This window comes from Paenibacillus barengoltzii NBRC 101215 (assembly GCF_004000745.1).
Lineage (GTDB): Bacteria > Bacillota > Bacilli > Paenibacillales > Paenibacillaceae > Fontibacillus > Fontibacillus barengoltzii.
The window spans coordinates 37,425-63,340 of the sequence record NZ_BILV01000031.1; the positions used below are offsets into that span (position 1 = coordinate 37,425).

Sequence of the window (25,916 nt, forward strand, 5' to 3'; positions counted from 1 at the left end):
AATAAACAAAGGGCTGCATTAGGCGGCCCTTTGCTACTTTTCAAGACAATTTTGAGGAATACCCAAACTGTTCTTTTGAAAATACTGTAACTACTTATTATTTCATCTCAATGTAAACCAGAGTCGAAGTCCTACCTTCTAAAAGGATACAACCCATTTAATTGTTTTTCTTTCTCTTCTAAGTATTGTTCTGCCCAATCAACACCATCGCTGATTGCCTTTTTTATATTTCCTGTAGCATATGTAAAACTCTTGATATTAAGGAAGCTTACCTCGTAATCGCCTTGCATCCAGGTGTCTCCCTTTCCCTCTTCTCTAATCCAAATCCCAACAAAGCGATTTATAGCACAAATATGGGCTTCATCAATATGTCCAGATGGCTCTGATTTTTCAATAACAATAAATCTTGATGCGGCAGCATACGCTAACATTTTTTCCTCATTTGTAAGATGACCGATGTCGGGCTGATCTTTAATTAAATAAGGTGAATATCCTAGTTGTTTTAGTTCATTACAAATTGCGACCAATTTTGCCCATGCTTCTGGTGTATTGTCTTTCCCCAAAACTAGGACCATTGATTTCTTCCAATTATCAAGCCAATCCGAAAAAGATTTATTTTGTTTGGCTTCTTCAACTTTTCCATAAAATTCCTGTAATGCCTGCTCTAAACCATGATCAGACAAAGGTTCTTTTATTCCTAAGTCACCAAATTCTTGATACATCCTTGGGCGAATATATGAAGGTGACTCAAGATATACAAATAATCTATTGAATAACGATCGTTGAGTGAGCATTTCAACAAAAGCACTACATAACTGTTGCTTGGTCATCCCCCTACCAACATAATCTTCTTTTTCTAAATTTAACAAGCGCCCCAATGCATAAATTTCTTCTTCAGAGAATGATCGTTTCAAGAAATCTATTAAGCGTTGTTGATTCACCAGATTGTTTTCAAAATGTGAATTCAAAGAGTTTTCCCTCGTCTCCATTATTATTGAGCTCCAATCTAATGTAAGGATCAGTTGCTAGTTCTTCTGGCATCAAGATAGTTGTAATGATATATTGGAATTCAGGTTCCAAACCTTCATCAGTGAATGATTTTTCTAAGGTATCTTTCACATAAGTAAAAATCCTGTTATAAACAGCTGGATCAATGTCATTTATGTTAGGAGAGTCATGAACAAGTAATCTGGGATGGGGTGTATCAACCTTTAGTGCCAATTTTAATAATGCCAGGTCATAAGCAATCACTGCCAAAGTAATTGCTGCCGCGCCTGTATCTTTGCCCTCACCCAAATTAAGATATCTAATTTCAACTTCGAAATTTTTCGCCCTCTCACTTAGTTGAAATGAACCAATTCGGTTCTCAAAATATAAATAGGAAACAACTTCATGAAAGTACTTCTTCAAATTATCAATATTATCTTCCATTTGTTGTTGAACTCGGTTTCTGTTTGATTTTGCAATCGCAAGTTGATCCTTTGCTAAACCATGTTTCCTTTTGTATTCTTCATGATCTCGAAAATACTCTAAGTCTTGTCTTAATCCAGTTAGTTTCTCATTAAGTTCTTTTTGTTCCTTTTCAATTAGGTCGATTTTCGAAAGTATTTCACTTGCATCTTCTGAAATTTCCAAATTCAATTCATCTATTTTGCTGTCAATTTCAGACATCCTAAGTTGAAGCTCTTCTAATATATGATTTAACTCATTAATAGATTGAACCAAATCTTGTCTTTCGTTGGACAAAATAATTTGCATAGTCTCCAAAGCCTTATTAGAATCCTCTTGATCCTCTGCGCTTCGGGGACATTTAAAGGACGAGTCATTTGTAATAGTTACCAAACAAACAGGGCATTTCTCATACTCATAAGGATCTAATAGTTGGTGTGCATGATGAGCCGTTTCTAAATTTTCTTTTTCCGTTTGAACTTCATTAAGCGTGGCCTGAAAACTGTTAATTCTCATTTTTATTATGTTTTCTTCTTTAGAAAGATTTAATTTCTGCTGAAGAAACTCTTGCTTTTGCGTGATTCGTTCATCATCTCTTTGTTGAAGTAGGACTAATTGTTGTTTGAGGCCAGCTATTTCATCATTTTTTTCTTTGATCTGCTCTAATATTGTTGCTGCTTCCGATCTAATCAATTCTTCAGCTTGATTAACCTTATGATGTACATACTTTTTTATGATATCAAAAGCCTTCTTAGCTTCTTTTTCTGCTGCCTCAGCATCACTTACTTGTTTGTTTGCATCTAAGGTTTCAGAGGTAGTTAATCCAGAAAGAAATTGTTGCAGTTTACGTTTTTCATCAGCTTTAGTATAATAATTCCCCGCTTTATCTATAGTTTCAAAACCACCAACTTGATCCCTGAATAAAATCTGCATAATGTCACGAAACGTTATAAATCTTTCCCCTTCAAAAATGTTTGCTTTAGAAAAAATTGTTTCCTCCAAAAAATTTCTATAATTTTCAATTGGATATCTTTCGCCTGTGAGCTGTATTCCATTTAGTAAATCACTTATGCGCCAATCTTTATACAAAATACAAATATCACCTTTAACAAGATTTCGTTGAACGGTATATTTTTCATCTTTAATTCTAAATTCCATCAATAAATCATGTGATTCGAGTGTTTTTTTTCCAAACGCTTTATCTCGATTTAAAAAGCTGCTTTTCCCCAATCCATAATTTAGCAAATGACAAAAAGTTGTTTTTCCAACACTATTTCGTATTCCCGGTTGGCTATCTTGTCCTTCTCTAGAGGTTTCTTCCATTAAAGTTGCACGAATCACATTTAATCCCGCCCTGAATGTGACATCTGTTTTTCCTCTGGGCGGATTTATTGCGACACGGTTGATGAAGAGAAAGTTCCCCATTGTTCTTCTCCTACTATTCGTGATATTTGCTTATTAAGTAATTCAATGTTCATTCCCATCACCAAGCGACTCGCATAATCAGCTTTGTGTTGAATCCGCATAATGGTTTCGCTGCCTGATGAGATTTCTTTCTTGGAAATTAGTTGAACAAATTCATTTTCAATTTGAATAAGACCTTTTGCAAACAATTCTTTTATACCCCTAATAAAACGTATATCGTATTTTTGGTTAATATACGGTACCAGCATAGCATCTAAATTTCCAAGCTCCCATTCGGGGACTTTATTTAGAAAATCAACTTCTTCTTCCTTGCTTAAAAACTTGGAGAGTACCTTAGAGAAGCGTACAAGGTATAGTGCGCAAGCCAATTGGTTCATGGAGCATTTCGGCATGTAATTTAGTATTATAATTAATATCAATCCATTGACTGAACTACTCTCTTCAATATCATATGTAGCCAACTCTTGCTCAATATTTCGCTTAAAAATAATCTTTCACCTTCATTCATTAAAAATGTAACAATCGTATGTTGTGTCGAAAATAACTCCCGTTATCTGCTCAAGGCATTCATCGTAGTATTCCCGAATTTGAGGCGGCAGTTGCGCATATAAATGTTCAAGTAAACGCTCAAATCTAAAATCTGCTGTATACTGACTCACTGGGTAATTATCGCAAATGCGAAAATATAAAAACATGACCTTTTTTTTAAGATTATTATATTTGCGATATCCTAATTTTTTTGCCAAGCGTTGAAGCACTGAAATCTCTGTTCGACTTCTCATCGCATGTTCTTGCCTATCCTTAGAAAACTTTGCTTTGTTTTCAAGCTTGTCTTTGAACTCAGTCATATCTGCACTGTCAATATCCGCAGTATATTGTTCCAATTCAGCATCATCCATCTGCTCAAGCGCTTGCAGTAACGAAGTAAACACCTTACCGAATTGATTGGCTAGATCTGTATCGATTGGTCGGATCCCTGAGCTTTTATTTCCATTTTGGTGGATCGATACCTCGAACTCCTCAATTAACTTTGAAGTAACCCCTTTTTGTACGGATCGATCTACTATTGCACTTAGAGCTTGAAACGTAGTTGATCGCTGCGGATAAACATCATTGGGATGCTCTTCAAGTACGACACGACAAACTCTCTCAATCTGTTCAGGTGTAGGATTCATTTTATGAATTTTATCAATAATCAATTGTTTTTCCGGCTCGCTTGGACTAAGCATTGCCACAGCTATCACCTACCTATTCTATAAAAATGAGCCGATTGATTTACTTTCTAAGTACTTTGATGTACATTCGACATCTTTTCATATTTTCCCTCTTCAAATCAAATACTTGCCTTATGATATATTTCTACATTTTTTCCATTTCCCCTGCCTAACTCGACAACATAAATAGTACTCGGGGCCTATTTATTGGATTAAACCGAGTCGTGTCCAAAACGTAATAAAACTTGCGGTCTACGTATTACTGCTACTATTCAACCTGTTATTGAATTGTTAGGGTGTTCGATGATACCATAATGGTAAATATTGGTTTGCTTATTGGAGGGATGCAATTTTGGGTATCAAAATTACAGGAATCAGTGCCCCATTTGGAGGTTTATCGTGGGAAATCACTGAAAGTGAACGACAGGGAATTGAAAAGTTATTTTATTTTCTGGAGGCAAAGAGACTTCTTACAAATCCTATTGAAATGGAAATGCCGGAACATTGCGCTACCTCAACGATAGAAATTAAAAATTTTATCGTTGTTTTACTCGGTGACCGTGCATTCTCAGACGCAACTAAGACTATTTTGAGAAGTATGACCGATGCTTGCAACACATTTTCAGATGAACTTAACGCAAAAAAACGGCCTCACATTATCTATAAAAATGATCAAGGAGATTGGGTGGACAGCAACTACTCACAAATTTACAAAAACTTTAGAAGTACTATACGCTTAGGTATCCAAGAATTAGAAATACGCTTTAGACTTAAATTTGAAAAAGCAATTCCCGAGGAGTATTGAAATTTAGTATGAAGGAGAGTTCAACTCCTTCTCCTTCATACTTTAACATTTTAGATTTTCGTTGTCTTTCAGACTTCGTCCACCGGCAGCTCCAGCACATCCACCTTGCCATCCGCCAATCCAAGTTGTGAATGAAAAATATAGACCCGAAAAACGATACCTCAAGTCCCTTTACCCCCATACGCGTATTTTATTTCCTCCGTCCCAAATTCCGCATCGGAGATGCTTTCATATGCTGCAGCTTCTTTTCCGGCTTCCACAGGTTCACATATACTTTGACCATGTCCTGTGTGGTGTGGCCGAGGATTTCTTGCAAGCTGTAAGGATCGCCGCCATTGAGGATATACATTTTGGCAAAGGAATGACGCAATGTATGAGGACTGACTCTGACCCCTTGGATTTTTGCCTGCTCCCCATATTTTTTCAGCGTTTCCTGGAAAGTTCTCCCGCTTAAGCGAGTGCCGTCTACCGTAACAAATAAAGCAGGCTCCGGCAGTTCCCCGCGTATTTTCAAATATTTCAGCAATACTTTGCGCACTTCATCGCAAAACGGGACGTCACGCGGCCGTTTGCTTTTGCCCAATACACCGATCAAATAGCTTTGTTTGAGATCGATTTGAATGAGATCTAATCTAACCACTTCGCCTAAGCGGAGGCCCGTGTCCAACATCAGATAGAGCATGCAATAATCCCGGTATCCGGTAAACATCGTCAGATCCGGTTGTGCCAGTAAAGTAACGACTTGTTCTTCCGTAAATGAATAGATGATCGGCTTTTGTCCGCTTCGGACTTTTAACAAGTCGGCCGGGTTTTGCTGAATCCACCCTTCCTGGTGTAAAAAAGCAAAAAATCGCTTGATCGTCTTGATTCGATTGTTAATCGTATTCAACGCATAATTTTTCACATCCACCATATACGCCACGAAATGGTTTCGAAGGAAATCAACCGTCAATCCCTCCACCTGTGGTTCGATTCCTTGCTCTACCATGATTTTGCGATAGCTGTCCAAGTTTTCCTGTTCAAATTCCACTGTCCGCTCCGCTTCCGTTTCCGTACGCTTAGCCGCGATGAAAAGTTCAACCGCCTCATCCCACGACAATGTGGTTTCTGTCCCTTTTTCGAATTTCATCTCCGTTATCGCATTTCGGCGTCGTTTCGGCTTGGCAAACGGACTTTTACTTTGCAACATGGGAACGACGTTACTGCTCATCCGGCTCACCCCACTATTTCTTTTAAATTGGAGAACTCTTTTTTTGTACATCCACGACCTTAAAAGCCTCTTCGTTTCTACATATCCCGTAATTCTCTTTGAGAAGCCGCACCGCCCGTTGCCGCGCCATCTGTTCTGCCGAGAATACACCATCCGAATAGATTGAAATTTTAAGACGATATCCTTTGGTTTCCAATAAACATTCATATTGTTGATTCATTCTGCACCTCACCCCAACGTTTACTTCCCGTTCTTAATTTATTTGTACGGCAAGACAAACAATGATCGTGACCTTGGTATATGCGAACAAAAATCTCAGGGTCAATTTGGATCGTTTTTCCGCATTTCGAACAAGTAAACTTAATTCTATCCACACCTGCCACCTCGATTTTGCTAGAGTAAAGGGCTGGCTCGCCAGCCCCTCCTCATCAAACCGTACGTGAGGTTTTCCCTCATACGGCTTTCCGATGTTCGTCATTCATGGGCATGCAGATTACAATAGCGTTTGTAGTCCATGTATTTGGGCAATATACTTCACCTCAGATATTGAACTCTTCCAATTCCTGCGTTGTCTCTTCTTCGCGTACCACCGGGTGAATCGCTGCAGAATATACCAATCCAGTTTCGCTAATCTCTTTTGGCTGTAGTTCGTGTAGTAATAATTTCTCCATCCCTGAATCCTTGGATTAAGCCATTCCACCTGTTCCGCGAACGATTTCGAACGCATGCCGGGCGGGGCTAATCTGTCTTTGACCACGCTTCGTATACGTTCCTCTGCCTTCTTCGTTAGCCACTGTTGTGTGGTATAGTACACCTTCCCTTGAGAGGTTTCTGCTTTTGTTTTTCGGTGATGCATCCCTAAGAAGTCGAATCCTTCTTCTCCTGTCCATAAACCTACAATGCGGGTTTTCGTAGGGTGTAGGGTTAGCTCCAGACGTTCCATTATTCTGCCTATGAGTTCATAGGCATGCTCGGCGTCCTTTCTGGTTTTGCAGACCACTACAAAATCGTCTGCATACCTTGTCAGTTCTCCCAACCCGCTTCCGTGTTTCTCCCACAGCCGGTCAAAGTAGTTCAGGTAGATATTCGCCAGAAGCGGTGAAATGACGCCACCTTGCGGTGTCCCTAAATCAGAGCGTCTTACGTTTCCTTCCTCCATGACTCCCGCTTGTAGCCACTTCCGGATTAACTTCAGGATCCTCCTGTCGTTGATACGCATCTGTACCAACTTCATGAGTTTCTCTTGATTCATGTTGTCGAAGTAGCCTTGGATATCGACGTCGACTACCCAATTTCCTTTACGGTTGCAGGCTTTCCGGATTCGCTCCAACGCTCCCTTTGCACTTCGTTTCGGACGAAATCCGAAGGAGACTTCTTTAAAATCCGCTTCGAAGATGGGTTCAATGACTAGTTTGGTTGCCATCTGTAGGACTCGGTCGCGCACGGTAGGGATGCCTAGTGGTCTTGGCTTCCCATCTTTCTTCGGGATGTAGTGCCGCCGCACGGGCTGCGGATGGTAATGGCCTTCCTTTAGTTCTCGCTCGCATTCCTTGAGGAAACTTGTTTCTCCTTGTTCTTCAATATCTGCAAGCGTCACGGCATCCACTCCCGCAGCTCCCTTATTTGCTCTCACCCGTTTCCAGGCTTCGCATAGCACATCCCACCGGTAGACTTTGTCGTACAAGGCATGGAATTTACGCTTATGGTTCTCCTTGGCCGCATGACCTAGCTTTTCTTGGAGTTCTTGAACTTTTTCCTTGGGTGTCGTTAGCCGCTTGGCATTCACTCACTCGTACCTCCTCCAAAAGCATAAACAAAGTAGGACCCCTTCCCTCCCTAAGGTTATGTTGTCCTTAGGTTCTTCGGTACTATGAGCCCCTCGGACTCCCTTCCCACAGACGGTTCACTTCATCTTCTGGACTTATAGAGCGTCTCTTTACGGGTTTCTAAAAAAAAAAAAAAATCCCGTGTGGGGGAGGGTCTCCCCAGTTCACTGCATTATCTTTCAACCCATGCCGATCCCTCTACGCCGGAGGATTCTTCACTATTGTTCCAAGTTCTGCACAGTTTCCTTGGCCTTCGTCCATATGTCCGGGACTCGGCTTCCTCTTCTTCCCTTCGCAGGGCCTTTTTGTCGACGCGGCAGGATTCACTTGATGTTACGGCCTGGGTTGTTGCTCGCCCGGCCTCTGGCCGGTACTTTCGTCGATGCGCTTTTACGCACAGATTTCGCCATGCACAAGCATCCTAGCTACAAGAGTGGCTTGGCCCCTCTCTTGGTTGGACTTTCACCAACTAGATAATGCGTGCCTCTGGGCACGCGACATAGAAAAGCCGCCCCGATGGGACGGCTCAACTGTTCCGTATGACTTGTAATTGGCTTACTAGTGAAGCTAGCAAGTAATATTTTGCCTAAACCGCTTATGCTCTGGACAGCGTATTCGCCGTTACAAACAAATTCCGGGTTTTAAATTCGGTCGGGCTTTCTTCCAAAAGAATACGCCGGAGATTACCGGTTGCATTGAGCCAAAAGTGCGGCTCACTCAGTGTATATTGCTTCCGATGAACCCAAGCCGGGCATTCCACTTGATAATCGTTGCAAAGCTTATGTGTCATGGCCGCCAGGAACGGGAGCATGTGGTCTGGAAAGCCGGGATAAGCTTCCGGTTCCCTCTGTACCATGCGAATTCTTTGTTCAGGCGTAGCCCGATAAAAAGCATCGAGAAAATTACCGCAATGAATGGCGAATTGGTCGATATCTGCTGCTGCTTCCCGGGCAATGTCCCACACTGTCATGTCCATCCCTCTTTTCCGATTAATGATTTAGTAGTTCTTCCAACAGATAGGCTGTTCTCGGCAACACCCGGTGTTGAGGATAAAACTGTTCGACTACCGAAAGCGCCTGTTCTGCCGTTCGGATGTTCAAATACCGCAACAGAAAGCGGATATCGTCCACATCCTTGCTTTCATATGTTCGCGCAGCCAAGCACTTCATGGCCAGCATATATTGTGGCGAGGCAGCGAAAATGTCCAAGTGGCTCAGCCTGCGATAAAGCTGGACATCATGCCGACTCGAAACAAATCCCTTTACCGCATTGTTTAACCAATCGGCCGGCAAGCGATACTCATCGGCCACATTTTTGATGATCGCATAAAATTCGCGAGTCGGTGCGAAAATGGCATCGACGTCCTTGGTACTGTCGCGGCTTTGGAGCACTAGACACATCACCGCTCCGCCAAACAAGCAAATTTCGCCGTGTAACTGCTGTTGTTTTAGTTGTTCATTGACTTTTTCTAAATACCTTAAGATTTCTGCACTGCGCAAAACTCCATCTCTCCTTTCATTATAAAAGGGAAATCGCTTTTTCAAAAGAGACTTTGATGGCATATGGCCGTGGCCGTACGGAACGGCTGAAGCTTGCTTGTCGCATTACGCAAACGACCAAAAAAATAAAAAAAATGAAAAACCCGCCAAACGGCGGGCTTTCCGATTAAACGTATTATGAATCGATCGAAGTTTTCTTTGAATTTTGCCAATTACGCATTCAGGCATCTGAGTTGTTTGATAAGTTTCAATCCATGCTTTCGATGGGATAAGTTCAGGTAACCTTTCGTTTGAAATCGGAACAAATCAAGCAGTTCCTCTTCATTACATGAAAATACCCGCCAGAACGCTGGCGGGATAAGTGAAGAATATACGGGCTAAGTCCGTCTGTTAAACGGCGGAAGCTCTTCCATGCTTATGAACATCCCCAGTCCGTCGGAAAGACCGCAAAGGTACCACGCTTCCCGTTCAGCCGAAGCACGTTCGTTCTTATAATCTTCCCACTCGGACAGAATTTGAAATTGCTCTTTCGACAAATTCTGACAAAGTTGATCGCGGAGTTCCGCAATCCGTTTATATTCCTCTGTCTGACGATTCTGCTGTGCGAATCGGTAATCCAGAACATCCATACGCTTTTGAAATACCGCCATTAGCCAACCCGACAACGTTTCCACACCAACCTCTCCTTCCTGATCATTAGGCTGGTGTCGATCTTAACTCTGACGCGCCATGGTTGGCAAGTCGCTCTTTTAGAGATTCACTCCCGACTTTCCCGATAACGTTTTTCTTCAACCGCCCAGTCCACTTGTTTCCGATCAAAGTGTTCCACCGTCTTCTCAACTACCCGGCGTATGCGGCGATCTTGCGGCGGGCCGCCGTCCCAGCCTCGCTCGTAACAAGCTATTCTACTTCGAAATCCGGATGAGCGATCCGGATACACGTCCAACCGACTTATTCGCCCAAATGCAATCCCGTAAGTGGACGGCTCGTCAAATACTTGTGCCTCCACATAATAGCCGTCCACCTCTCCGACAAATCGTCGTCCCATCCAAACGCTTCCCTTTTCACGAAACATCGGTTTCCTCCTTGTACTAATAAGAAATAGACCTGAACCGTTTTTCCTGATCATGATTTAATCAAGACGATACGGCTTTACAATCACGTTTCGAATATCTCCTTGGGGTGAACTGAGATACGCATCGCGGCGCGCATCTTCCTTTTTCCCTTCGTAGACATAACAGGATTGAGTCCCATCCTTCCACTTAATGGTGACCTCCCATTCCTGTTTTTGCATCGCAGCACCTCCTTGTCGGTTAATGGGTACCACCCGTTCCATAATCGTCATAGGATGATAAATTGGCATGATAAAACACCGCGTCGCCATCCTTCAGTTGGAACGTCACGCCGTACGGATCGGTAAAGCTGCGCTGGAAGCCTTCCATTTGCCACTGGTTGTTGAGTGGGCCATGAATGTATTGCAGATGCGGGTTGTTCAGGTCCTTGTTACGAATCGTTTCTAGGTTGAAATTTACGATAATATATCCGTCCCGCAGGAAAATCGAAGACTTGTCGTTCAACCCGTTTTTACGTCCGTACTCAGCCAGATTGAATCCTTTCGGTACGGCATATGCCGCGGCCGGAATACTGTACTCGCCGAACCAGTGCTGTACCGAAGCATTCGCGCGCGCTGCGTTGACACCGGATGGTACGTTCATGTTGCCGACAAACGTCCGGAGCTGTGAAGGCAGCAGCATAATATCGTACCCGCCAACATAGGTTGGCTTTTGAGCGCTTTTCAGATATTGATTGATGAAGGATTGTTTCGTTCCGCTACTGCCGTTTAAAGCCCACAATGAGCCGGCTGTGTCCATCAACTCCTGCTTGGCTACATTTCGCAACCGGGTATCCAATGTGATATTGCGCCGCTCAACATCCTCGCTCGAACCAACCCGGACAAATTTTTTTGTGTCAGAGTGATAGTACAAGTCTACTTCTTGACGTTTCTTTCCTTGCCGGTCTACAAAATAGAACGTCGGCGTAATTCGAATCCCGTCGCCTGAGCCGAACATATTTCCTTTCGTCATGACTTCGAACTTTACATGATATCCCGTCTTGACGGCCACATTCTTCTTCCCTGTCTCCGGATGGCTGCCCTGCCGAACAGGCAGCGTGAACGGCTGCTTATTGCCGCGAGCCGCACCATCTATATCCTTCATCCCGACCCAATAGGCGTTCCCGGTTGGCGTTGCACTGCCTTTTTGCTTTCGGAATACGGTCTCCCATTGGAAATCAGCGATATCGGTTATGCGGAAATCATACAACCGTCCGATCACTTCTACCGGAACCACTTGAGTAGCCACATGATGCGAAAGGTCCAAATTGGCATTCATCTGCGTCGTAAATCCGGAAGGGCAGTTCTCCGCGAAGGTGCGAAACAGCACCTCATATTGGCCTTCATCGACCCAAACCGGTAAATAGAACGTCGTCTTGGTCTGGGCCACCGGAATCGATGTCCACGTTTCTTTCGGTATAAAGGTTTTCCGGTCCGCAGCATACACATCAAACGGGAACCATACCTGCTTGTCCCGCGTATATTTGGCGTAATCCCGATTGCCGTAGCCCTTGATCTCCCGGTGCTGTCCGCTTGTCGGTACGGTCACCGTAAACGGTCGATCCAAAATAAGCGCGGAACGCCCTGCCGTCGGTTTTGTTTTTTGGTTGTGCGCCTGATCATCCGAAACGGAAGCATAGTTCACCACCGGCGTATGCACGGTCACCGGGTTGATGCCTTTGATCGGAAAGCTCTTGTTTTCACCGCCGCCGATTCCTTTGATTAAGGCGTACGAAATGTTGCCCGAACTTGGCTGGTTGGCCTTGTTTGTTTTCGATGAATCAATCACATATCCCGATCCGTATAGCACATACTGCCCGATTGTCGTCGGAGCCGGAATCGCTCCGGGAGTCGGCGCTTTTTCCTCGACGACTCGATTGTCCATAATGGTCCCTCCATTAAAGACGAGTGAATCGTTCTTTACCTTGATTTTTCCGACGGCCTCCTCCGCTTCCGACTTCCAATCCTCATTCGGAACGGACGGGCGGCTGCTTCCGCCGGAAATGGTTTCTCCGGGCAGCCTCACATTTGAATAAACGGGATCGGTTATATGCGCATTCAACGAAGCGTCGTGTGCTGCGGAAACGGACGGCGGTGTATAACCAGCCGGTTGCAATGTGACCCCACCCGAAGGAAGCGCATAGTTGGTGAAGTTGGCTTTTTGAATGCTATAAACCTCAAGGCGATCAATCAGCCAGAAGCTGTATTTACGTTGCACCGTGTAATTTTTAGTAACCGTTTGGGTATCCGAACGGGATACCGTCCTCGTCGTCGGATTCCCGTTCTCATCCGGGGGACCGGATACCTGTTCCGTCCACCGCAACGTGTACGTCTTACTCACTTGAATCGGGTACGATTTTGTCCCGATCATTTCCAAGAACGTATTTCGATACAAATACGACTTCGCCAAAGCGTTGACGTACAGACTCTCCGATGTGGGTATGCCCTTAAGAACATCAAATTTTTCGGCTCCGCGCGCATCGGCCTGAATCACGGCGGACACCTCCGGATCCATCACGCTTGCTTCCTTTGAATCACCCGGGGTCGGTCTACCGTCACTTCCCGGTTTGCGTACCGTGTGGTTCGAGGTGGAATCGCTCATATTGCCGTCCACATCTTTCACGACAACCGTTATCTTTACCGTGACGCTGTTTCCGGAAGTAAACGGGATTTTGATCGGAAGCGTTTTGGTAGCCGATGTACCGGTAAGCGTTCCTGATTTATCGGCCGGTTGCGTTAGCGCCGCATTCTGAATACTGGTGATTTCATATGACTTTAAGGACTTCGGCGATTTCGCCTCAAAGATAAAATCCCCCTCGACTTCGTTAACCGACCCAGCAACCTCTGCCGGAGCTTCAATCCGAGAGGTTACGGTAACCAAGGAGGTTGACTCTCTATATTCGGCGACAATATCAGCTCCGCTAATGAATACGCTAATGTGCCGGTCAAGCAGATTGTCTTGCCCGATTTCCCGAACATATTGTTTTTTCTCGGGATTATTTTTGGAGACTACATACGATCGGACGATTTCATACGATTTCCCGTTCGATTCCAAGGTTTCGGCGAACGTATGCTCAATCTCTTCTCCAGCTAAAAACTCGCCCTTCCGGAACGTGCACGATGGGTCCGTGATGACCATCCCCGCTTCGGTTTTGCAGACGATATCAACCGGAAAGGACGGACTGTCGTAGGTTACGGGAATCCCAAAATAATTGTCCAGATCGTCGGGATGAGCCCACGGCTGCGCCTTCTTGATCGCATCTAATGTATAGTAAGGCCCTCCGATCTGAGTTCCGTTCCGGGTAACGGTCATGATCGCATAGAGATAGAGCTGGTCGTTCTGTTTAATGCCTTCGAGGCCGTTATCGGTTAACGCTTTTGTCACCTTCGCCTCAGGCACTTCGAAGAACGTGGTGACGGGAGTGCCGGGCGCAGGGTTTGGCGGGTACTGTCCCGTTTGTTCCAACCCTACGACCCTCGCCGATCCCGGGCCGGTCGGGTCACAGTGTTTTCCTTGCGAATCATACGTACACGATGGCGAACTTTCCCGGCGCACTGTCCAACCGACGGTTTTAAAACGAATTCCGGATGATGCGGTTGTACTGGTAATGTTGAACGTTATTTTTCCTTTACTAAATTGAACGTCCGGGACATCTGCATGAGTAATCAAAGGCCAGGAAGACAATAAAAAAGTGCATGCCAGCAGCATGCACAAACCGATTTTTATTCCTCTATTCATCTGTTACTCAGCCTCTCGAATAATATGGTTAAAGAACAAGCTTGCATTCGCACTGACCTTTAACGCCTTCCCCCAGTTCCCGCCAACATTGGTTACCAAGGCAATATCCGAATAGCCTTCATACCAAACTCCCTTTTTAAAAGGAATATCATTTGAAACCCACGTATCGTTCTCCAGCCTCATCTCCCCTGGGAACCACGTATCATAAATAAGTGTTTTATGTTGCTTAAATTGATTGAATTTAACCCTGAACTTGGATCGCACATGGTACCCGCCGAATCCATCCTGATAAATTATGGACGGTTCCGGATCCAAGTATCCCTCAAGAACGATCTGGTTCTTTTTCACCCAGTCCACGTATTCCTTGGCTGCCTTCAACTTTCCGGTATTGCCGTCCGATTGGACTGCGGCCAGCTTTTCGGCCCATGTATCGTCAATTGTACGATAGTCGACATTGAGCCATAACGCCCCGAATGTTTTAAGCCGCCCCATCCAGATGTCAATGTTCTCTTTCTTGAACTCCGGCCAGTTCGCATACATATCGGCCGAGACCGACCGTTCCTCGGGATCGGGGTTGGAAAAGGGATATTTCATCTCATACATTTCATTGGGCACGTCAGCCAAAATATACGGGTAATCCTGCGAATTTTTCGGCAGGTTGGTGGTGCGAATGAGCCGGCCCCATTCATCGTACTTGGCACCAGCTTCCTTCTCCTTTGTGGAAATCACAACGGTTGATGTCGCCCCATCCCAATTGACTTCTACACCCAGTACCTCGCTGACAAAGCGCAACGGGACAAAGGTTCGGCCACCGCTCATAATCGCCTTCGTATCAAAGGTCACGTCTTCGCCATTAACCGTCGCCTTGTTCTCGCCTATCGTCAGGCGGATACGCTGATCCCCCTGTTCAATCGGGACGGTCTTGGTTTGTGGTTCCCAGCCTACCTTCGCTTTCATCTTTTCGGCGACGAAGCGAACCGGAACGAGCGTCCGGTTGTTCTCATCGGAAAACGCTTGGGCATCGGGGAACCAGATTTTTTCGCCATCCATCACGACACTGACAAACGTCGGCGCTTTGAATGCCGCGCTGGAGTTGCCTGCTGCTAGGCCGAACAACGTTATAAACGCTAGGCTAATACTTACCCATTTTTTCATGTCCGGTTCACTCCTTTATTCGAGAAAAAATGTGAATATTAGGAAGAAATCGACGTTACGTCTCCATCTTATAATCCCTGTGCCAACCTGTCCACCCTTGGATAAAAATCGTTTGACCTCAATGGTTATTGCTGCATTCCAGCGGCCAATATCCGTTCCGCGCAGCCTCTTTTTCACTCGCAAACGTCTCTTCAACCGGATAAGTGTAGTCGCATGTGTCGCGGTAATACACTTTTCTGCCGTCTTTCACCGCGCCGATAATCGCCGGCTTTTTCAACACCCGGCTGCCGCCGAGCGCGTAATTGTTGTACGTTTTGCTCCCCATCGGAATCCCTTGCACAAACGCCATTACGCCGATATCGTCGATCGTGTTATTCCATTCTTCGGCACTGATCGTCGGCAGCGTAAACGTGTAGGAGATGCCGTAGCGGGAAACGTATTGATTATGCCGATTGATTCGGTATGCCAGTTCATTCTGAATGGCGTCCACGATCGTGCTGCGACGCACCTGTTCGAACAATGCCGCATCCCGCAAGAGAGGAATCGTGGTCTCCGCCTGTATTTCCGATCGAAATCCTTCCCGCCAAGTCCCGCTTCCGGCTTCGTAGGCAAGGACGTGATCGTCCAACGTAAAGGACAAACTGTTCCCTTGGCTATCGGCATAAGCATACGGCTTTTTCGCACCCCAGACCGGACGAATTTCCGTTTCTCCGGCCGCATTACGAAACTCTTCCTCCGCATATACCCAGAACCCGTTATAATCCATCACGATGATCGCGGGAATGTAACGGCGAAGAACGCCTTGTGCTACCGTATCTTCGGCAATGCCGAAGTTCATGTACAGGGTTCGGTAAAACGTATCAATCGCTTCCTCCTTGTTCACCCGTACCTGTTTGACCGATTCATAGCGTGCTTCCTGTTGTTGATCGGCAGTGATCAAAAGCGCCCGCGCCGCATCATCTACCGCTGTATCCAACGCTGCATCGTACCGCAGTTCGGTGAGCAATACCCGCCGCTGGGTGTCCGTTTCGATACGATTGATCACGAAAAACGAAAATAAGATCAGAACACCCACGACCGCCCAATTAATCATCTTCATTTCGGACAATGCCTCCATACGGAACGAAGATTTTCTCATTCGGACTGATCGCATGATTCAAAAAATCATGTAGGATAGTTCCATTCGTCCGGTTCGTGTTTTTTACGACAACGGAGAACGTATCTCCGACATGCAGCCGGTAGCGGCGTGCCGGATCGTCTTTGCCCTCCGCGCTGTTCGGAAACAGCACCTTCAAGATTTGTGCATTGTAAAATGTGTCGTAATGCACGTCGTATTCGCCACGGAACGTTTCCGGAAGCGTAGAATCGTCATAAACCGGATTGTACCGCTTTTGTCCGTGCTCCATCTGAACGTCGAAGGTATTTCCCGTCAAATGGATTGCCTGGATAAAATCGTTGTACATGACTGGGGAAATATAACCTTTGTCCCGGACCGCGTCGACAAACGATGTCGTTGCCCGCAAGACCACCAGTTCGGATACATCATCCTGCTGATCAAAAGCGGCGGAAACCGGGAAGATATATAATAGAAGAACTGCGATCAAGACGGCAAACACTTTGAGTAGACTGTTCATCCTTCACCTCGCAAAACATAGGCAATTCGCCGCAACTGCCCGTCCGGACCGCGTTCGTACGAGGGTTGATACCGGCTATCCAACCGAATGCTTGATGCTGAGATATCATCTCGCTCCATCGTCGTTGCATATAAAACGCCATTCACAACGACTTCCACCCCAGCGTCCCCGATGCGGGCAAGCGATTGCAGTACTTCCGCGCCGGATACACTGCCGTCCCCGGCTATCGGGAAAAACGTTTGGTGAACATTTCGGTCCTGCATTCGCTCTGAAACAACGGCCGCATTCAGCGCGGTCGCCCCATTTTGAAACAGGAGCAACCCGGCGGTGGCTGCCATCACAAATACAAGACATGCAAAGCTTATATCCATCATGGTTCGTACGGAGTGCCCCATGAGCCGTCCTCCTTTCCGCAAAGCGAAGCGGACATGCCTTTGCGCTTTCAGGACAAAGACATGCCGTTCGCCGGTCCGTTCTTACTGTTGCCGGAAGATGATGCCGCGGATCACGTTGCTTTTGTCCTTGATCAATTGGGCCCTAAACTTGCCGCTCGGATTCACGTAGTTGACATTGGATTCATCCATCGTGTGATCAAGCTGACCGGGTGCGGCCCCTATGACCGTTCCGTAGGTGATGCTATCCATTGACACGCCCGTATTGATGACTTTGCCGTACCATTGGCCGGCCGGATTTTTCCCGGTGATGATTTGAATACCAAACTGGTCCTCCCCGCTGAACTTGCGAATGGCATTGACGGTTTGGCTGCCGGACAGCACCGTGTTGTCGTAGACGGTAAACTGCATTTGCGACAGTTCCGTCTGAAGATTGGAAAAGTTGCTTTGTGCCGTTTTCGTCGAATCCTGCGCGGAAATAAACAGCAGAACGGCCAAGGTGATCAGTGCGACGGCAAGCAAAATGCCGGCCGCCATGACGATCGCTTTTTGAGCGTTGGACATGGAGTTCCCTCTCCTTCTACATTAAATTGATGAGAATGAAAAAAAAGCCCTTGCGGTATGCAAGAGCCGGAAACGGCCTTAGAGGCTGTTATTGAATTTTCTGAATCTGCTCGTAATAGACGGTCATCTGCGACAGACTGACATAGACGAGCGGAAAAACAAGATAACCGAAGATAAGGACCATCATCGGTGCGAAACCGATCATTTTCCCCCACCCGGCTTTTGCATCCAAGAGCCGTTCGTAATCTTGCTTACGCTGTTCCTGCAAGTAGGTTTGCTCAGATTCCAGGTCATCGAACGCGTCCCGGATCGGAATCCGTTCGACCGCCATTTGCAGTTTTTCCACCATGCGAACAAACGGCAAAAACGGGGCTTCCGCTTTCAGATTCTCCAACGCTTGTTCCGCGCCATGTTCATAATGAAGCAGGCAATGCTGAATCGGTGTCTTGAAGATGTGGGCAAAGCGCTCCATCCATTCGAGCATGTGCTCTACCGACATTCGGTCCATTTCGGACAGCATGGCGATCACCGACTGGAGTTGGTCCACTTCATGTTTCATTTCCATCTGCCGCATTCGCCGGCGAAACTGTAGAACGCCGACCGGAGCGGAGTAGCCGACCCAGCCCCCAAACAACGCCAGCATCACCTCCCACCATTTCAAGTATTCTTGGTTCATAGCTTCCATTTTGGACAGAATGCGCTGCGCGGCAACGAACAGCTCCGCTTCTTCCCACTGTAACTGCGGGTCGCTGCGCAAAGCGGCACGCACAGCTTCCGGAAGTCCGGTTTTCACCCCCTTCACTTCCGTCATGATCCGGCGATCCAGCACCGACTTCTCCCGGCTTTCCGCTTCTTCCCGGGCGGACAAGCGGCCAAACATCATATCCGGTTTGACCGGTGCATATAACAGTTGGTGTTTGGTGACTGCATGCAACGTGACAAAAAGCCCGAGTGTCAGCAGAAACGCGAGTATGCCGGCTGTCGCGCGCTGCACCCAAAACCATTCCAAGCGGAGCGGCGAGTTTGTTTCGGCTAGCAGCCTCTTGCAGCGCGTGGCTTCCCGCGTCTCGGGATGAGGAACGATCCGGTCGATAAGCCGACGAATCCACGGAAGTTCGTACGCTTTTTGCTCCCAAGGCTTGCGACGCCGCGGTTTGGTTTCGCCCTCCAACTCCCGCATGTTGCGAAGCAATACATAGGAAACCAGAATGACCAGTAGAAGAGCCACTTTCGTGATCCACCCGAGCTTACCGGCATAAAATTCGTCCATCATCGGAAAATAGTGGCTGGCCCAGCTTTCAATCGGCCTTGTGAACAACATCGGAAAAAGCGCAATCGCCGTCAACCCTTGCAGCAAATAGCTAAGCTTCTCCCGCCGCAAAATCTCCAGGTTCAGTTCGGTCGTCAGTTTGCCAAGCGCCTTCAAGTAGAGCGAACCGGTCTGCAGTTTCTTGTCCCCGTATTCCTTAATCAAATGCGAAATCCCAGCCAACCCTTTCAGAAAGCGATTCGGCGCCACCTCCTCGTAACGTTCCAGCCTCTCGTCCGGTTCGTGGGCGGTCAGCACCTCATAGACTTCCTGCCCGTGCAGCGCCATCTCATAGGGCGCAGTTTCCGTTGCATCGTAGACCGCTTCCTCCACCATTTCATGCCGATGGTAATGATGCCGCACATCGGCCATAAAGTGGCGAAGATGGTGAAGCAGCCGGTTTTCCGCACGATGCACAAACAGATCCGCAAGCATGCCATGTATGGCCCAAATGCCTGTGACCATCATGATCAAAGTTACCGGATCACGAACAAAGCCGATCAGCGGAATCAGAGTGAACGCCAACAGCCCCCACGCCGCTAGCGCAATCTTGATCGTCTCCAGCCGCAGCTTCCATTCATCGTACCGCTCTAGCACCATCAGCCGCCTGCGGATCGTGTTCAGGTAAGCACGAAGCAACGGAACCCGTTCGCAAGCCAAATAGATGCGTTGCAAGATGCTGTAAACCGCTTGTCGATTCGTCGGTTTGCCGGGGAGCCGCAGTTCCTCATATTCGCGGATCGAACCCGCACCCGTATTTTTGCGGGACAGCCACTGGAATAGCAGGATCGCGGCTAGAAGCAGCACGACCGCCCCGCCAAAGATAAGGGAAAGCAACTGGTTAAATTCCATACCGTTCCCCCCAGTTCTCCGTTAGAAAAGCCTCAAAGGCTATGCGATCCGCATCCGACATCTGTTCCCGCATCTCGTTTGCGTTTTGAGCGGATATAGGGTGAATCGCCACATAGGCTCCGTTTTGAAATTCAATCACATTTCGCTCCTCGTACAGCTTCCGGTCGGTGGAACGCTGAAAAAACTCAACGGCCGTTTCCATAAATGCAGCCATCTTGTCTTCTAACTTCTCACCTTGCCGAAAATGGACGGGGTACGCCTTCTCCTGATCGAGCGGTACGCATTCGGTAATGCGCTCAATGTAACGGTGGCCGTTCATATCGCGCTTCCAGTGGATATCGAAGTTAAGTACGCTGATCACTTGCTGCTCGGCGATTTTTTCGTTCTGAAATACACCGGTTTTCAGCAGCGAGTTCCGTAAAGAAAACACCAGATCGCGGAGCGTCTTGGCGTGATGGGTAAACAGCGTAAACAGCGAGGCCACCTGTGCCATCTGAATCATCCATGCCGCAACCGGGTCCGTGGCCACCTCGCCGAGAATGTTGACCGTACCATCCGTCTTTTTCTGAATATCCAGCCCTTCCTGGCCGGAAATCGTCTCGGTTTCCCGGAAGCTCAGGATATTGCGGTCCTTATAGATTTTCCGCAGGTTCAATTCGAAGTTCATCTCCTGGACCCGAATCGTGTACGTAGCGGGAATGTATCGGACCATCGCCATCAAGAGCGTCGTTTTCCCGCTGCCCTGCGCACCGGTAATTGCGGTAATTCGGGCTCCTTTAACGAGATACTGGATGAGCCGGATCGGCAGCTCAGCATTTCGATCCCGGATGAGCTGTTCCAGCGTGGCGCTTTGCACATCGAATTTGCGCACAAAAAACGCCCACGATTCGCTGAACCGGGGACGCAGTACGACGACGCGGGAGCCGTCGGCCATCTCGTTTACTTTATAGCCGTTGCTCTCCGACAATTGGCCGGGATAGTTGTACTTGTAAATATTTTGGCAGACACGCTTCAGTTCTTGCTCCGAGCCGAAGGAGAGGAAGCTAAAGTGAATGGATTTACCTTTGTAAAATACCCAAACACTGTCGTGAGATTTCGGCACTTCCCGCAATAAGGAGTCGGCCTGGAACTCCCATTCCCCTTCCCATACGGAGGGCTGCAAACCGGATACGCCTCCCGACACGCCGTCGATCTTCATATCCCGGATCTCGTCCACGACACTAAAGCCCTTGTACATTTGATAAATGCGTTGCACGACAATGCTAAGTTTGTCGTCGAAGTACAGCCGCCGCGCTTCTTTTTTGTAAATCTCGTAGATTTCATCGGCGGTAATCCGATACGATTCGGTCTGGCCATCTTCAATACCAAGTTTGGGCTGGTCCAGTTCATACTTGCGAATCAACTCCCCGAGCGCATCATACCGGTATCGTTTTTTGTACAGGTACAGCAAAACTTCGAACTGGTCCTGAGATGAAAGTTCATACGGGTCGTCGAAGGCGATCACCCGGTCGATGTTCGTTTCATTAACCCCATACTGCTGAACCAGTAAATCCGCCAAATATTGTTTGACGTACGCTTTGTCCCGGATGTCTCCGGATGTACAGCCGCGCAGCGCTTTTTTCAGTTCGGCTCGCTTACTTTTCCGGCGGCGAAACTCCTCCTCGGATAGTCCGAGGTCATGCAGGTTGCCGCTCGTCAGATCGTGTAACGTCTGCTTTACAAATGCGGTCATCGCCTCAATCGTAAAGGCTCGTTCCTGCGGCGGCTTTTCCGCTTTCTGCCCGCTCATACGAAAATAGATCAGCGCAGCGGTCAGCCCAAGCAACAAGACGATCATGATACCGTTGATCCAAACGATCATCGTTCACACCCCCTTGCCGCCGAAAAACGGTTTGTTTAACTCGGCTTGTTCGATGATCGCCTGGGCTAGCGCCCGTACGCACTGCATGAATGCATGATGGGCATGATCGCGCGGTACATTACGGTTTCTAAACAGAAAATCGATTGCCCGGCCTTCCTGCGCTGCGTCCATGAACCCTGCCTGATGTGGGACCGGATAGATCGGCATCTTCACCCGATATTTCCGTGCCATATTTTTGGCGGTTAGCGCGGAATCACGGTCGTACTGCCCCAAAACAAGCAATAGTTTTTTCCCTTTGAGCCAATCCTCCCGATGCCGAAAGAACCGTTCCAATACAAAACGGTTTTGGTTCAAACTTACGATGACAAGATCGGCGTTTTGAAGAAGCAACTGCGTCCAACCGGACCCGACACCGCTGCCACCGTCAATCAAAGTCAAGTCGTAATAGCGCTTGGCCGAATCGAGTAGCGGTGCAAGCATATCCTTCACGCCCATGATCAACGCTTTGTCCGCCTTATTCGAACCGGGCAGCAAATCAAGCCGTTCTTGGAGGAGCGGCAACGTGTAATCGCGGATCATTTCCGGCGAGAGTTTGCCGTTTTGTGCAAGCCGTGCCAAGGCATCGATGCCGGAGTCCGCTACAAAGGCAAGCAGATCTTCGGAGCTTCGCTTGATCAGCGCTTGCTCGACTGCCGCACGGCGGCTTTGCAAATGGCCGAATAACACGATTCGGGAGGAATATTCAAGTCCGAGCAGCGCCGCGACGGCGATCAGATTCGTCGTATTGCCCGTTTGACCCGGTACCGGGCTCCAGAATACGATGTTATGACCCACGAAAATCCCTCCTTGATCGTTTCCACGCGGCTTTGATCGTTCGCTCATCCAGGCCGAATATATGCTTAGCCATAGAAAAGACCGTATGTCGGTATGCTGGCGACAGTTTTCTTAATTCAATGCGGCTATGATGCTGGTGATCGATGCGAGCCGAAACATCCCGCTCATCGAACGGGATACGTAACACCGGTTCCTGCCACTCCACAGATTCCGTTGTCACATGCGAATCGATGTACGACTCCGCTATAGTCGACTGTACGAATGGATTTACCAACTTAAAAAACGGCAGCGGCCGAATGATGGATTCGTTAAGACAAAGCCGACGCATCAACTCCGCATTTTTCAACATCGCCAGCTTCTCCAAATTACTGCACCAGACCCTTTGGTCATAGGATGGCAGATCTTTTCCTTTCACAAATTCGGTATGATCCGTATCGAGCAGGAACACATCGTAATCCGCCCATTCCCCTTCCGTTTCCGTTTGTTTCAGAAAACGGTCCAATTGGCCGAACGTAAGGAACCCTGCCGCGATATCCATCCCATCAAATTCGGTAACGAAAGAAGCCTGCCGTTCATCCGGAGATGTCATAAACCCAAGTATCGATTGTGCGATCGTTGAATCGACGATAAGCACCTTTTGCCCAGCGGCAACCAGCAGTTTACCCAACACGAGCAGCAAATGGCTTTTATCCGGCGCACCGAGAAAAACAATTTTTTTCATGACAACCTCCTTCAGGATACCGGCGGCTGGTTGAAGATATCGTCCAGCTTGTCCGTGTTGGTCGGCTGTTCGTCGGAAGCGGACGGCTCCGGGAGCGGCTGGGATGTACCCTGCTGCGGATGGGAAGCCGGTTCTGTCGCTGTCGGCTCAGGAGTAGACGCGGGCTTATCGTCTGATGGTGGTAGACCGTCTTGCTCCGTTTGTTCCACCCCTGCAGCTTGCTGTTGCGCCGATTGCTCCATCGCATTGCCTTGTTGAGTAACGATCCGATCGTTTTGCAACTGCTGCTGAACGGTGACGCTACCGCTGACCACCCGTAGTTTGTCCGCATCGCTCATCGCTTTCAAATTGATATCCAGCCTACTGCGCAACTGGCGAGCGAGTTCAGTCTTGGCCTTTTCCAGTACGTTCGGGTCCCTGTCCATCAGATCAAGCACTTTCGGGTTGGCGGGGTAATTGGCGATTGCCGCTTCCTGCAGACCCGGTTCGATGTAGGGGAGTGCGTACAGCTTGGCCCCTTGCAAATACGCATCGATGATGGCGCTGGAAGCCATCAAGATTTCCGGCTCGTTTATTTCCAGCCGGACGATCATCCCCGAAAGGTCTCGAACCTTCTTTTTGGACAACACGATATAGTCCTCGCCGGTCGGAAAGTTGATTCGGACATCGACCACCTGATCCTTCTGTAAATGGGTCGGCAGTTGGATGACGTTAAACTCTTGCATCCTCAAGTCCCTTGGGATCGGCCCCTCCTCATACAACATGGAAGCAACAAGCGGCGTATTCGGCTGCAGATCGATTTTGGCGATCTTTCCGACCGCCATCTGCGGATCTTTGAAGCTATCCGAAGGTACTAGGGTATGGACGACCTCCACCGCCTGAATATCCCCGTTTCCAAGTGTTGTTCCCGCCGTGATCGGCCTTGCAGCCACCAGGATTCGCGTTTTACCTTGTTGTTCGTTTGTTTTCAATTGCTCGATTTGTTGTTCGTAATGATCCCGCATCTGTTGTTGCAGCCGTTTCTGCTCCGCTTGATGCTGGAGAACAAATATGGTGGAAACTAGGAGCAAAACAAAACTAAAACCGATCGCAATGATGACGATCGGTTTCCGGTAACGGTATAGTAAAGACATCGCCTACCTTCTCCTCTCCATTCAGCGTGGTAAAACCGCCTATTGCTTTTCGTGAAACCAGTATGCACGCGTATACAACTGAACGCCGACCCGTGTAGGGATGCCGATACTGGCTTCTCCAGCTCCCTTCCACCCATTCCGGTTCGCCGTCTCTATGGCCGTTCTATCCGCCGAACCTTTATATATCTCTTCTTGTGTACCTTCGATGAGGATATACAGACCGCCTCGACCATTGATCGGGTATATGACCCGTGTCTCTCGGACCTTCATTCGTCTCTTCACCTTCCTGATTTGAGATGTGACGTCAATCGAGGTAGCCATCCTCGTTTTTCATGAAGCGACACCGTTTCCCGTCCCATCCACCGATCTACAAGCCGGCCCACCTGTACATGATAAGGGCTGCTCGGGGAAGATAAGGTCCACTCCCCGCTTCGGACGGACCGGTAAACGGTTGGATCTTCCGGCAACTCCAGTACTATCGGCCACGGCAGCCGTTCTTTCCAATCTTGTTTGGGAGCAGGTTCCTTCAACCGGTTCCATACCAGATAGAACTCCGGTGTTGGGCGAAGGCCGGTTAGGAACGGCTTCACCCGATCCAAATTGAACAAGCTGGCCGGCTCGTCCGTCGTGACCAACATCAACTGGTCGGTCTGATCCAAGGCCAGTCGGGTCAGCCTGTCCAACGAAACAGGCAGGTCAAGCAGCACAATATTCGTTTCTTCCTTCAAAAAGCGGAGGATGGCCTGCAGCTCTTCCGGTTGCAGTAGGAATTGCCCTGGCAAGAGCGGCGCTGCGACAATGGAAAAGCCCGCCTTCGTTTGAAGAAGACAGGCCCGTCTGGCTTGCGGATCGTCGATCCGGCGTACAAGGTCGACGACCGTTTTTTTCGGCTGTATGCGCATGAAAGTGGCGACCGTGCCGTTCGGATCCAAGTCGAGAATACAAACTCGAAGCCCTTCCTTCGATAACCGAGCGGCCAAATGGAGCAAAAGAGTCGTTTTTCCCACGCCGCCTTTCGCAGCATAAACGGCAACAACCGCTGGCAAGTCAGGAGGTATTCTGGACATTTGTGACGTCAGGTCAGGTTCGTTTAGGGTTAGGTCCGGTTCCGGTTCGTTTCCAGTGTCCTCCGTTTCAAACTCGCTCTTCTTTTCCATTGGTTTATCTGGTTCTGTTTGGTTGT

26 protein-coding genes are annotated in these 25,916 nt (G+C 47.8%); 1 reads left to right on the forward strand and 25 read right to left on the reverse strand.

From position 1 onward, the window contains the following. Positions 1-131 precede the first annotated feature (131 nt). The 4 genes from PBA01S_RS10575 to PBA01S_RS10590 all read right to left on the reverse strand — a co-directional run bounded on the left by PBA01S_RS10575 (position 132) and on the right by PBA01S_RS10590 (position 4,109). Positions 132-968, reverse strand: a complete 837-nt coding sequence (locus PBA01S_RS10575) for a hypothetical protein (RefSeq protein ID WP_127575942.1) — start codon at positions 966-968, stop codon at positions 132-134. Beyond that, positions 952-2,874, reverse strand: a complete 1,923-nt coding sequence (locus tag PBA01S_RS10580; RefSeq protein ID WP_127575943.1) for a DUF2326 domain-containing protein — start codon at positions 2,872-2,874, stop codon at positions 952-954. Before PBA01S_RS10580 ends, PBA01S_RS10575 begins: the two co-directional genes overlap by 17 nt. Then, the gene (locus PBA01S_RS10585) at positions 2,838-3,251 is read right to left on the reverse strand and encodes a hypothetical protein (RefSeq protein ID WP_127575944.1); all 414 of its coding nucleotides are present in this window, start codon (positions 3,249-3,251) and stop codon (positions 2,838-2,840) included. The genes PBA01S_RS10580 and PBA01S_RS10585 overlap by 37 nt, the downstream gene beginning before the upstream one ends. 123 nt (positions 3,252-3,374) lie before the next feature. Further along, entirely contained in the window at positions 3,375-4,109 is a 735-nt protein-coding gene (locus PBA01S_RS10590; RefSeq protein ID WP_127575945.1) for a hypothetical protein, read from the reverse strand. A 331-nt stretch (positions 4,110-4,440) separates the two neighbouring features. Here PBA01S_RS10590 and PBA01S_RS10595 point away from each other — a divergent pair, with 331 nt between their 5' ends. Then, positions 4,441-4,893 carry a DUF6650 family protein gene (locus PBA01S_RS10595; RefSeq protein WP_127575946.1) on the forward strand — a complete coding sequence of 151 codons (453 nt, stop codon included), beginning with the start codon at positions 4,441-4,443 and terminating at the stop codon, positions 4,891-4,893. A 190-nt stretch (positions 4,894-5,083) separates the two neighbouring features. On the opposite strand, the gene PBA01S_RS10600 is transcribed toward PBA01S_RS10595, so the two are convergent. From PBA01S_RS10600 to PBA01S_RS10695, 21 genes are all read right to left on the reverse strand, one after another. Then, a complete protein-coding gene (locus tag PBA01S_RS10600; protein ID WP_127575947.1) occupies positions 5,084-6,103 on the reverse strand; it encodes a tyrosine-type recombinase/integrase in 1,020 nt (339 codons plus the stop codon). Positions 6,104-6,125: 22 nt separating this feature from the next. Further along, the gene (locus PBA01S_RS10605; RefSeq protein WP_127575948.1) at positions 6,126-6,323 is read right to left on the reverse strand and encodes a hypothetical protein; all 198 of its coding nucleotides are present in this window, start codon (positions 6,321-6,323) and stop codon (positions 6,126-6,128) included. 273 nt (positions 6,324-6,596) lie between these two features. Next, entirely contained in the window at positions 6,597-7,889 is a 1,293-nt protein-coding gene (ltrA, locus tag PBA01S_RS10610; RefSeq protein ID WP_127575949.1) for a group II intron reverse transcriptase/maturase, read from the reverse strand. 635 nt (positions 7,890-8,524) lie between these two features. Then, positions 8,525-8,899: a hypothetical protein gene (locus tag PBA01S_RS10615; protein ID WP_255315338.1), complete on the reverse strand. Its 375-nt coding sequence runs from the start codon at positions 8,897-8,899 to the stop codon at positions 8,525-8,527. 19 nt (positions 8,900-8,918) lie between these two features. Continuing rightward, positions 8,919-9,428 carry a DUF6036 family nucleotidyltransferase gene (locus PBA01S_RS10620; RefSeq protein ID WP_127575951.1) on the reverse strand — a complete coding sequence of 170 codons (510 nt, stop codon included), beginning with the start codon at positions 9,426-9,428 and terminating at the stop codon, positions 8,919-8,921. A 377-nt stretch (positions 9,429-9,805) separates the two neighbouring features. Further along, positions 9,806-10,102, reverse strand: a complete 297-nt coding sequence (locus tag PBA01S_RS10625) for a hypothetical protein (protein ID WP_127575952.1) — start codon at positions 10,100-10,102, stop codon at positions 9,806-9,808. A gap of 83 nt (positions 10,103-10,185) precedes the next feature. Then, entirely contained in the window at positions 10,186-10,503 is a 318-nt protein-coding gene (locus PBA01S_RS10630; RefSeq protein ID WP_009226914.1) for a DUF7678 domain-containing protein, read from the reverse strand. Between the two features lie 57 nt (positions 10,504-10,560). After that, positions 10,561-10,722: a hypothetical protein gene (locus PBA01S_RS22775; RefSeq protein WP_164744144.1), complete on the reverse strand. Its 162-nt coding sequence runs from the start codon at positions 10,720-10,722 to the stop codon at positions 10,561-10,563. Between the two features lie 19 nt (positions 10,723-10,741). Beyond that, entirely contained in the window at positions 10,742-14,005 is a 3,264-nt protein-coding gene (locus PBA01S_RS10635) for a DUF5704 domain-containing protein (protein WP_127575953.1), read from the reverse strand. A 276-nt stretch (positions 14,006-14,281) separates the two neighbouring features. After that, a complete protein-coding gene (locus PBA01S_RS10640; protein WP_127575954.1) occupies positions 14,282-15,433 on the reverse strand; it encodes a copper amine oxidase N-terminal domain-containing protein in 1,152 nt (383 codons plus the stop codon). Positions 15,434-15,551: 118 nt separating this feature from the next. Further along, the gene (locus tag PBA01S_RS10645) at positions 15,552-16,532 is read right to left on the reverse strand and encodes a hypothetical protein (protein ID WP_127575955.1); all 981 of its coding nucleotides are present in this window, start codon (positions 16,530-16,532) and stop codon (positions 15,552-15,554) included. Then, entirely contained in the window at positions 16,519-17,067 is a 549-nt protein-coding gene (locus PBA01S_RS10650; RefSeq protein WP_127575956.1) for a hypothetical protein, read from the reverse strand. Before PBA01S_RS10650 ends, PBA01S_RS10645 begins: the two co-directional genes overlap by 14 nt. Next, positions 17,064-17,462: a hypothetical protein gene (locus PBA01S_RS10655; RefSeq protein ID WP_127575957.1), complete on the reverse strand. Its 399-nt coding sequence runs from the start codon at positions 17,460-17,462 to the stop codon at positions 17,064-17,066. The genes PBA01S_RS10650 and PBA01S_RS10655 overlap by 4 nt, the downstream gene beginning before the upstream one ends. Positions 17,463-17,543: 81 nt before the next feature. Continuing rightward, positions 17,544-18,023: a hypothetical protein gene (locus PBA01S_RS10660; RefSeq protein ID WP_009226907.1), complete on the reverse strand. Its 480-nt coding sequence runs from the start codon at positions 18,021-18,023 to the stop codon at positions 17,544-17,546. 88 nt (positions 18,024-18,111) lie between these two features. Continuing rightward, positions 18,112-20,184: a hypothetical protein gene (locus PBA01S_RS10665; RefSeq protein ID WP_127575958.1), complete on the reverse strand. Its 2,073-nt coding sequence runs from the start codon at positions 20,182-20,184 to the stop codon at positions 18,112-18,114. Next, positions 20,174-22,045, reverse strand: a complete 1,872-nt coding sequence (locus PBA01S_RS10670) for an ATPase, T2SS/T4P/T4SS family (protein WP_127575959.1) — start codon at positions 22,043-22,045, stop codon at positions 20,174-20,176. Before PBA01S_RS10670 ends, PBA01S_RS10665 begins: the two co-directional genes overlap by 11 nt. Positions 22,046-22,048: 3 nt before the next feature. Then, entirely contained in the window at positions 22,049-22,879 is an 831-nt protein-coding gene (locus PBA01S_RS10675) for a CpaE/TadZ family protein (RefSeq protein ID WP_240267630.1), read from the reverse strand. Next, the gene (locus PBA01S_RS10680) at positions 22,869-23,600 is read right to left on the reverse strand and encodes a hypothetical protein (RefSeq protein ID WP_127575961.1); all 732 of its coding nucleotides are present in this window, start codon (positions 23,598-23,600) and stop codon (positions 22,869-22,871) included. Before PBA01S_RS10680 ends, PBA01S_RS10675 begins: the two co-directional genes overlap by 11 nt. A gap of 11 nt (positions 23,601-23,611) precedes the next feature. Continuing rightward, the gene (locus PBA01S_RS10685) at positions 23,612-24,733 is read right to left on the reverse strand and encodes an SAF domain-containing protein (protein WP_127575962.1); all 1,122 of its coding nucleotides are present in this window, start codon (positions 24,731-24,733) and stop codon (positions 23,612-23,614) included. A 39-nt stretch (positions 24,734-24,772) separates the two neighbouring features. Continuing rightward, positions 24,773-25,003 (reverse strand): hypothetical protein, encoded by a 231-nt coding sequence (locus PBA01S_RS10690; protein WP_127575963.1) that lies wholly within the window; start codon positions 25,001-25,003, stop codon positions 24,773-24,775. 8 nt (positions 25,004-25,011) lie between these two features. Beyond that, a partial coding sequence (locus PBA01S_RS10695) for a CpaE/TadZ family protein (RefSeq protein ID WP_218027436.1) occupies positions 25,012-25,916 on the reverse strand: 905 nt, incomplete at its 5' end.

Excerpts from the sequence above, each read along its gene's own strand:
- PBA01S_RS10580 (WP_127575943.1), bottom strand. The coding sequence starts at position 2,874 with ATGGGGAACTTTCTCTTCATCAACCGTGTCGCAATAAATCCGCCCAGA.
- PBA01S_RS10585 (WP_127575944.1), bottom strand. The coding sequence starts at position 3,251 with ATGAACCAATTGGCTTGCGCACTATACCTTGTACGCTTCTCTAAGGTA.
- PBA01S_RS10600 (WP_127575947.1), bottom strand. The coding sequence starts at position 6,103 with ATGAGCAGTAACGTCGTTCCCATGTTGCAAAGTAAAAGTCCGTTTGCC.
- PBA01S_RS10605 (WP_127575948.1), bottom strand. The coding sequence starts at position 6,323 with ATGAATCAACAATATGAATGTTTATTGGAAACCAAAGGATATCGTCTT.
- PBA01S_RS10615 (WP_255315338.1), bottom strand. The coding sequence starts at position 8,899 with ATGACAGTGTGGGACATTGCCCGGGAAGCAGCAGCAGATATCGACCAA.
- PBA01S_RS10630 (WP_009226914.1), bottom strand. The coding sequence starts at position 10,503 with ATGTTTCGTGAAAAGGGAAGCGTTTGGATGGGACGACGATTTGTCGGA.
- PBA01S_RS22775 (WP_164744144.1), bottom strand. The coding sequence starts at position 10,722 with ATGCAAAAACAGGAATGGGAGGTCACCATTAAGTGGAAGGATGGGACT.
- PBA01S_RS10640 (WP_127575954.1), bottom strand. The coding sequence starts at position 15,433 with ATGAAAAAATGGGTAAGTATTAGCCTAGCGTTTATAACGTTGTTCGGC.
- PBA01S_RS10645 (WP_127575955.1), bottom strand. The coding sequence starts at position 16,532 with ATGAAGATGATTAATTGGGCGGTCGTGGGTGTTCTGATCTTATTTTCG.
- PBA01S_RS10650 (WP_127575956.1), bottom strand. The coding sequence starts at position 17,067 with ATGAACAGTCTACTCAAAGTGTTTGCCGTCTTGATCGCAGTTCTTCTA.
- PBA01S_RS10655 (WP_127575957.1), bottom strand. The coding sequence starts at position 17,462 with ATGGGGCACTCCGTACGAACCATGATGGATATAAGCTTTGCATGTCTT.
- PBA01S_RS10660 (WP_009226907.1), bottom strand. The coding sequence starts at position 18,023 with ATGTCCAACGCTCAAAAAGCGATCGTCATGGCGGCCGGCATTTTGCTT.
- PBA01S_RS10665 (WP_127575958.1), bottom strand. The coding sequence starts at position 20,184 with ATGGAATTTAACCAGTTGCTTTCCCTTATCTTTGGCGGGGCGGTCGTG.
- PBA01S_RS10670 (WP_127575959.1), bottom strand. The coding sequence starts at position 22,045 with ATGATCGTTTGGATCAACGGTATCATGATCGTCTTGTTGCTTGGGCTG.
- PBA01S_RS10680 (WP_127575961.1), bottom strand. The coding sequence starts at position 23,600 with ATGAAAAAAATTGTTTTTCTCGGTGCGCCGGATAAAAGCCATTTGCTG.
- PBA01S_RS10685 (WP_127575962.1), bottom strand. The coding sequence starts at position 24,733 with ATGTCTTTACTATACCGTTACCGGAAACCGATCGTCATCATTGCGATC.
- PBA01S_RS10690 (WP_127575963.1), bottom strand. The coding sequence starts at position 25,003 with ATGAAGGTCCGAGAGACACGGGTCATATACCCGATCAATGGTCGAGGC.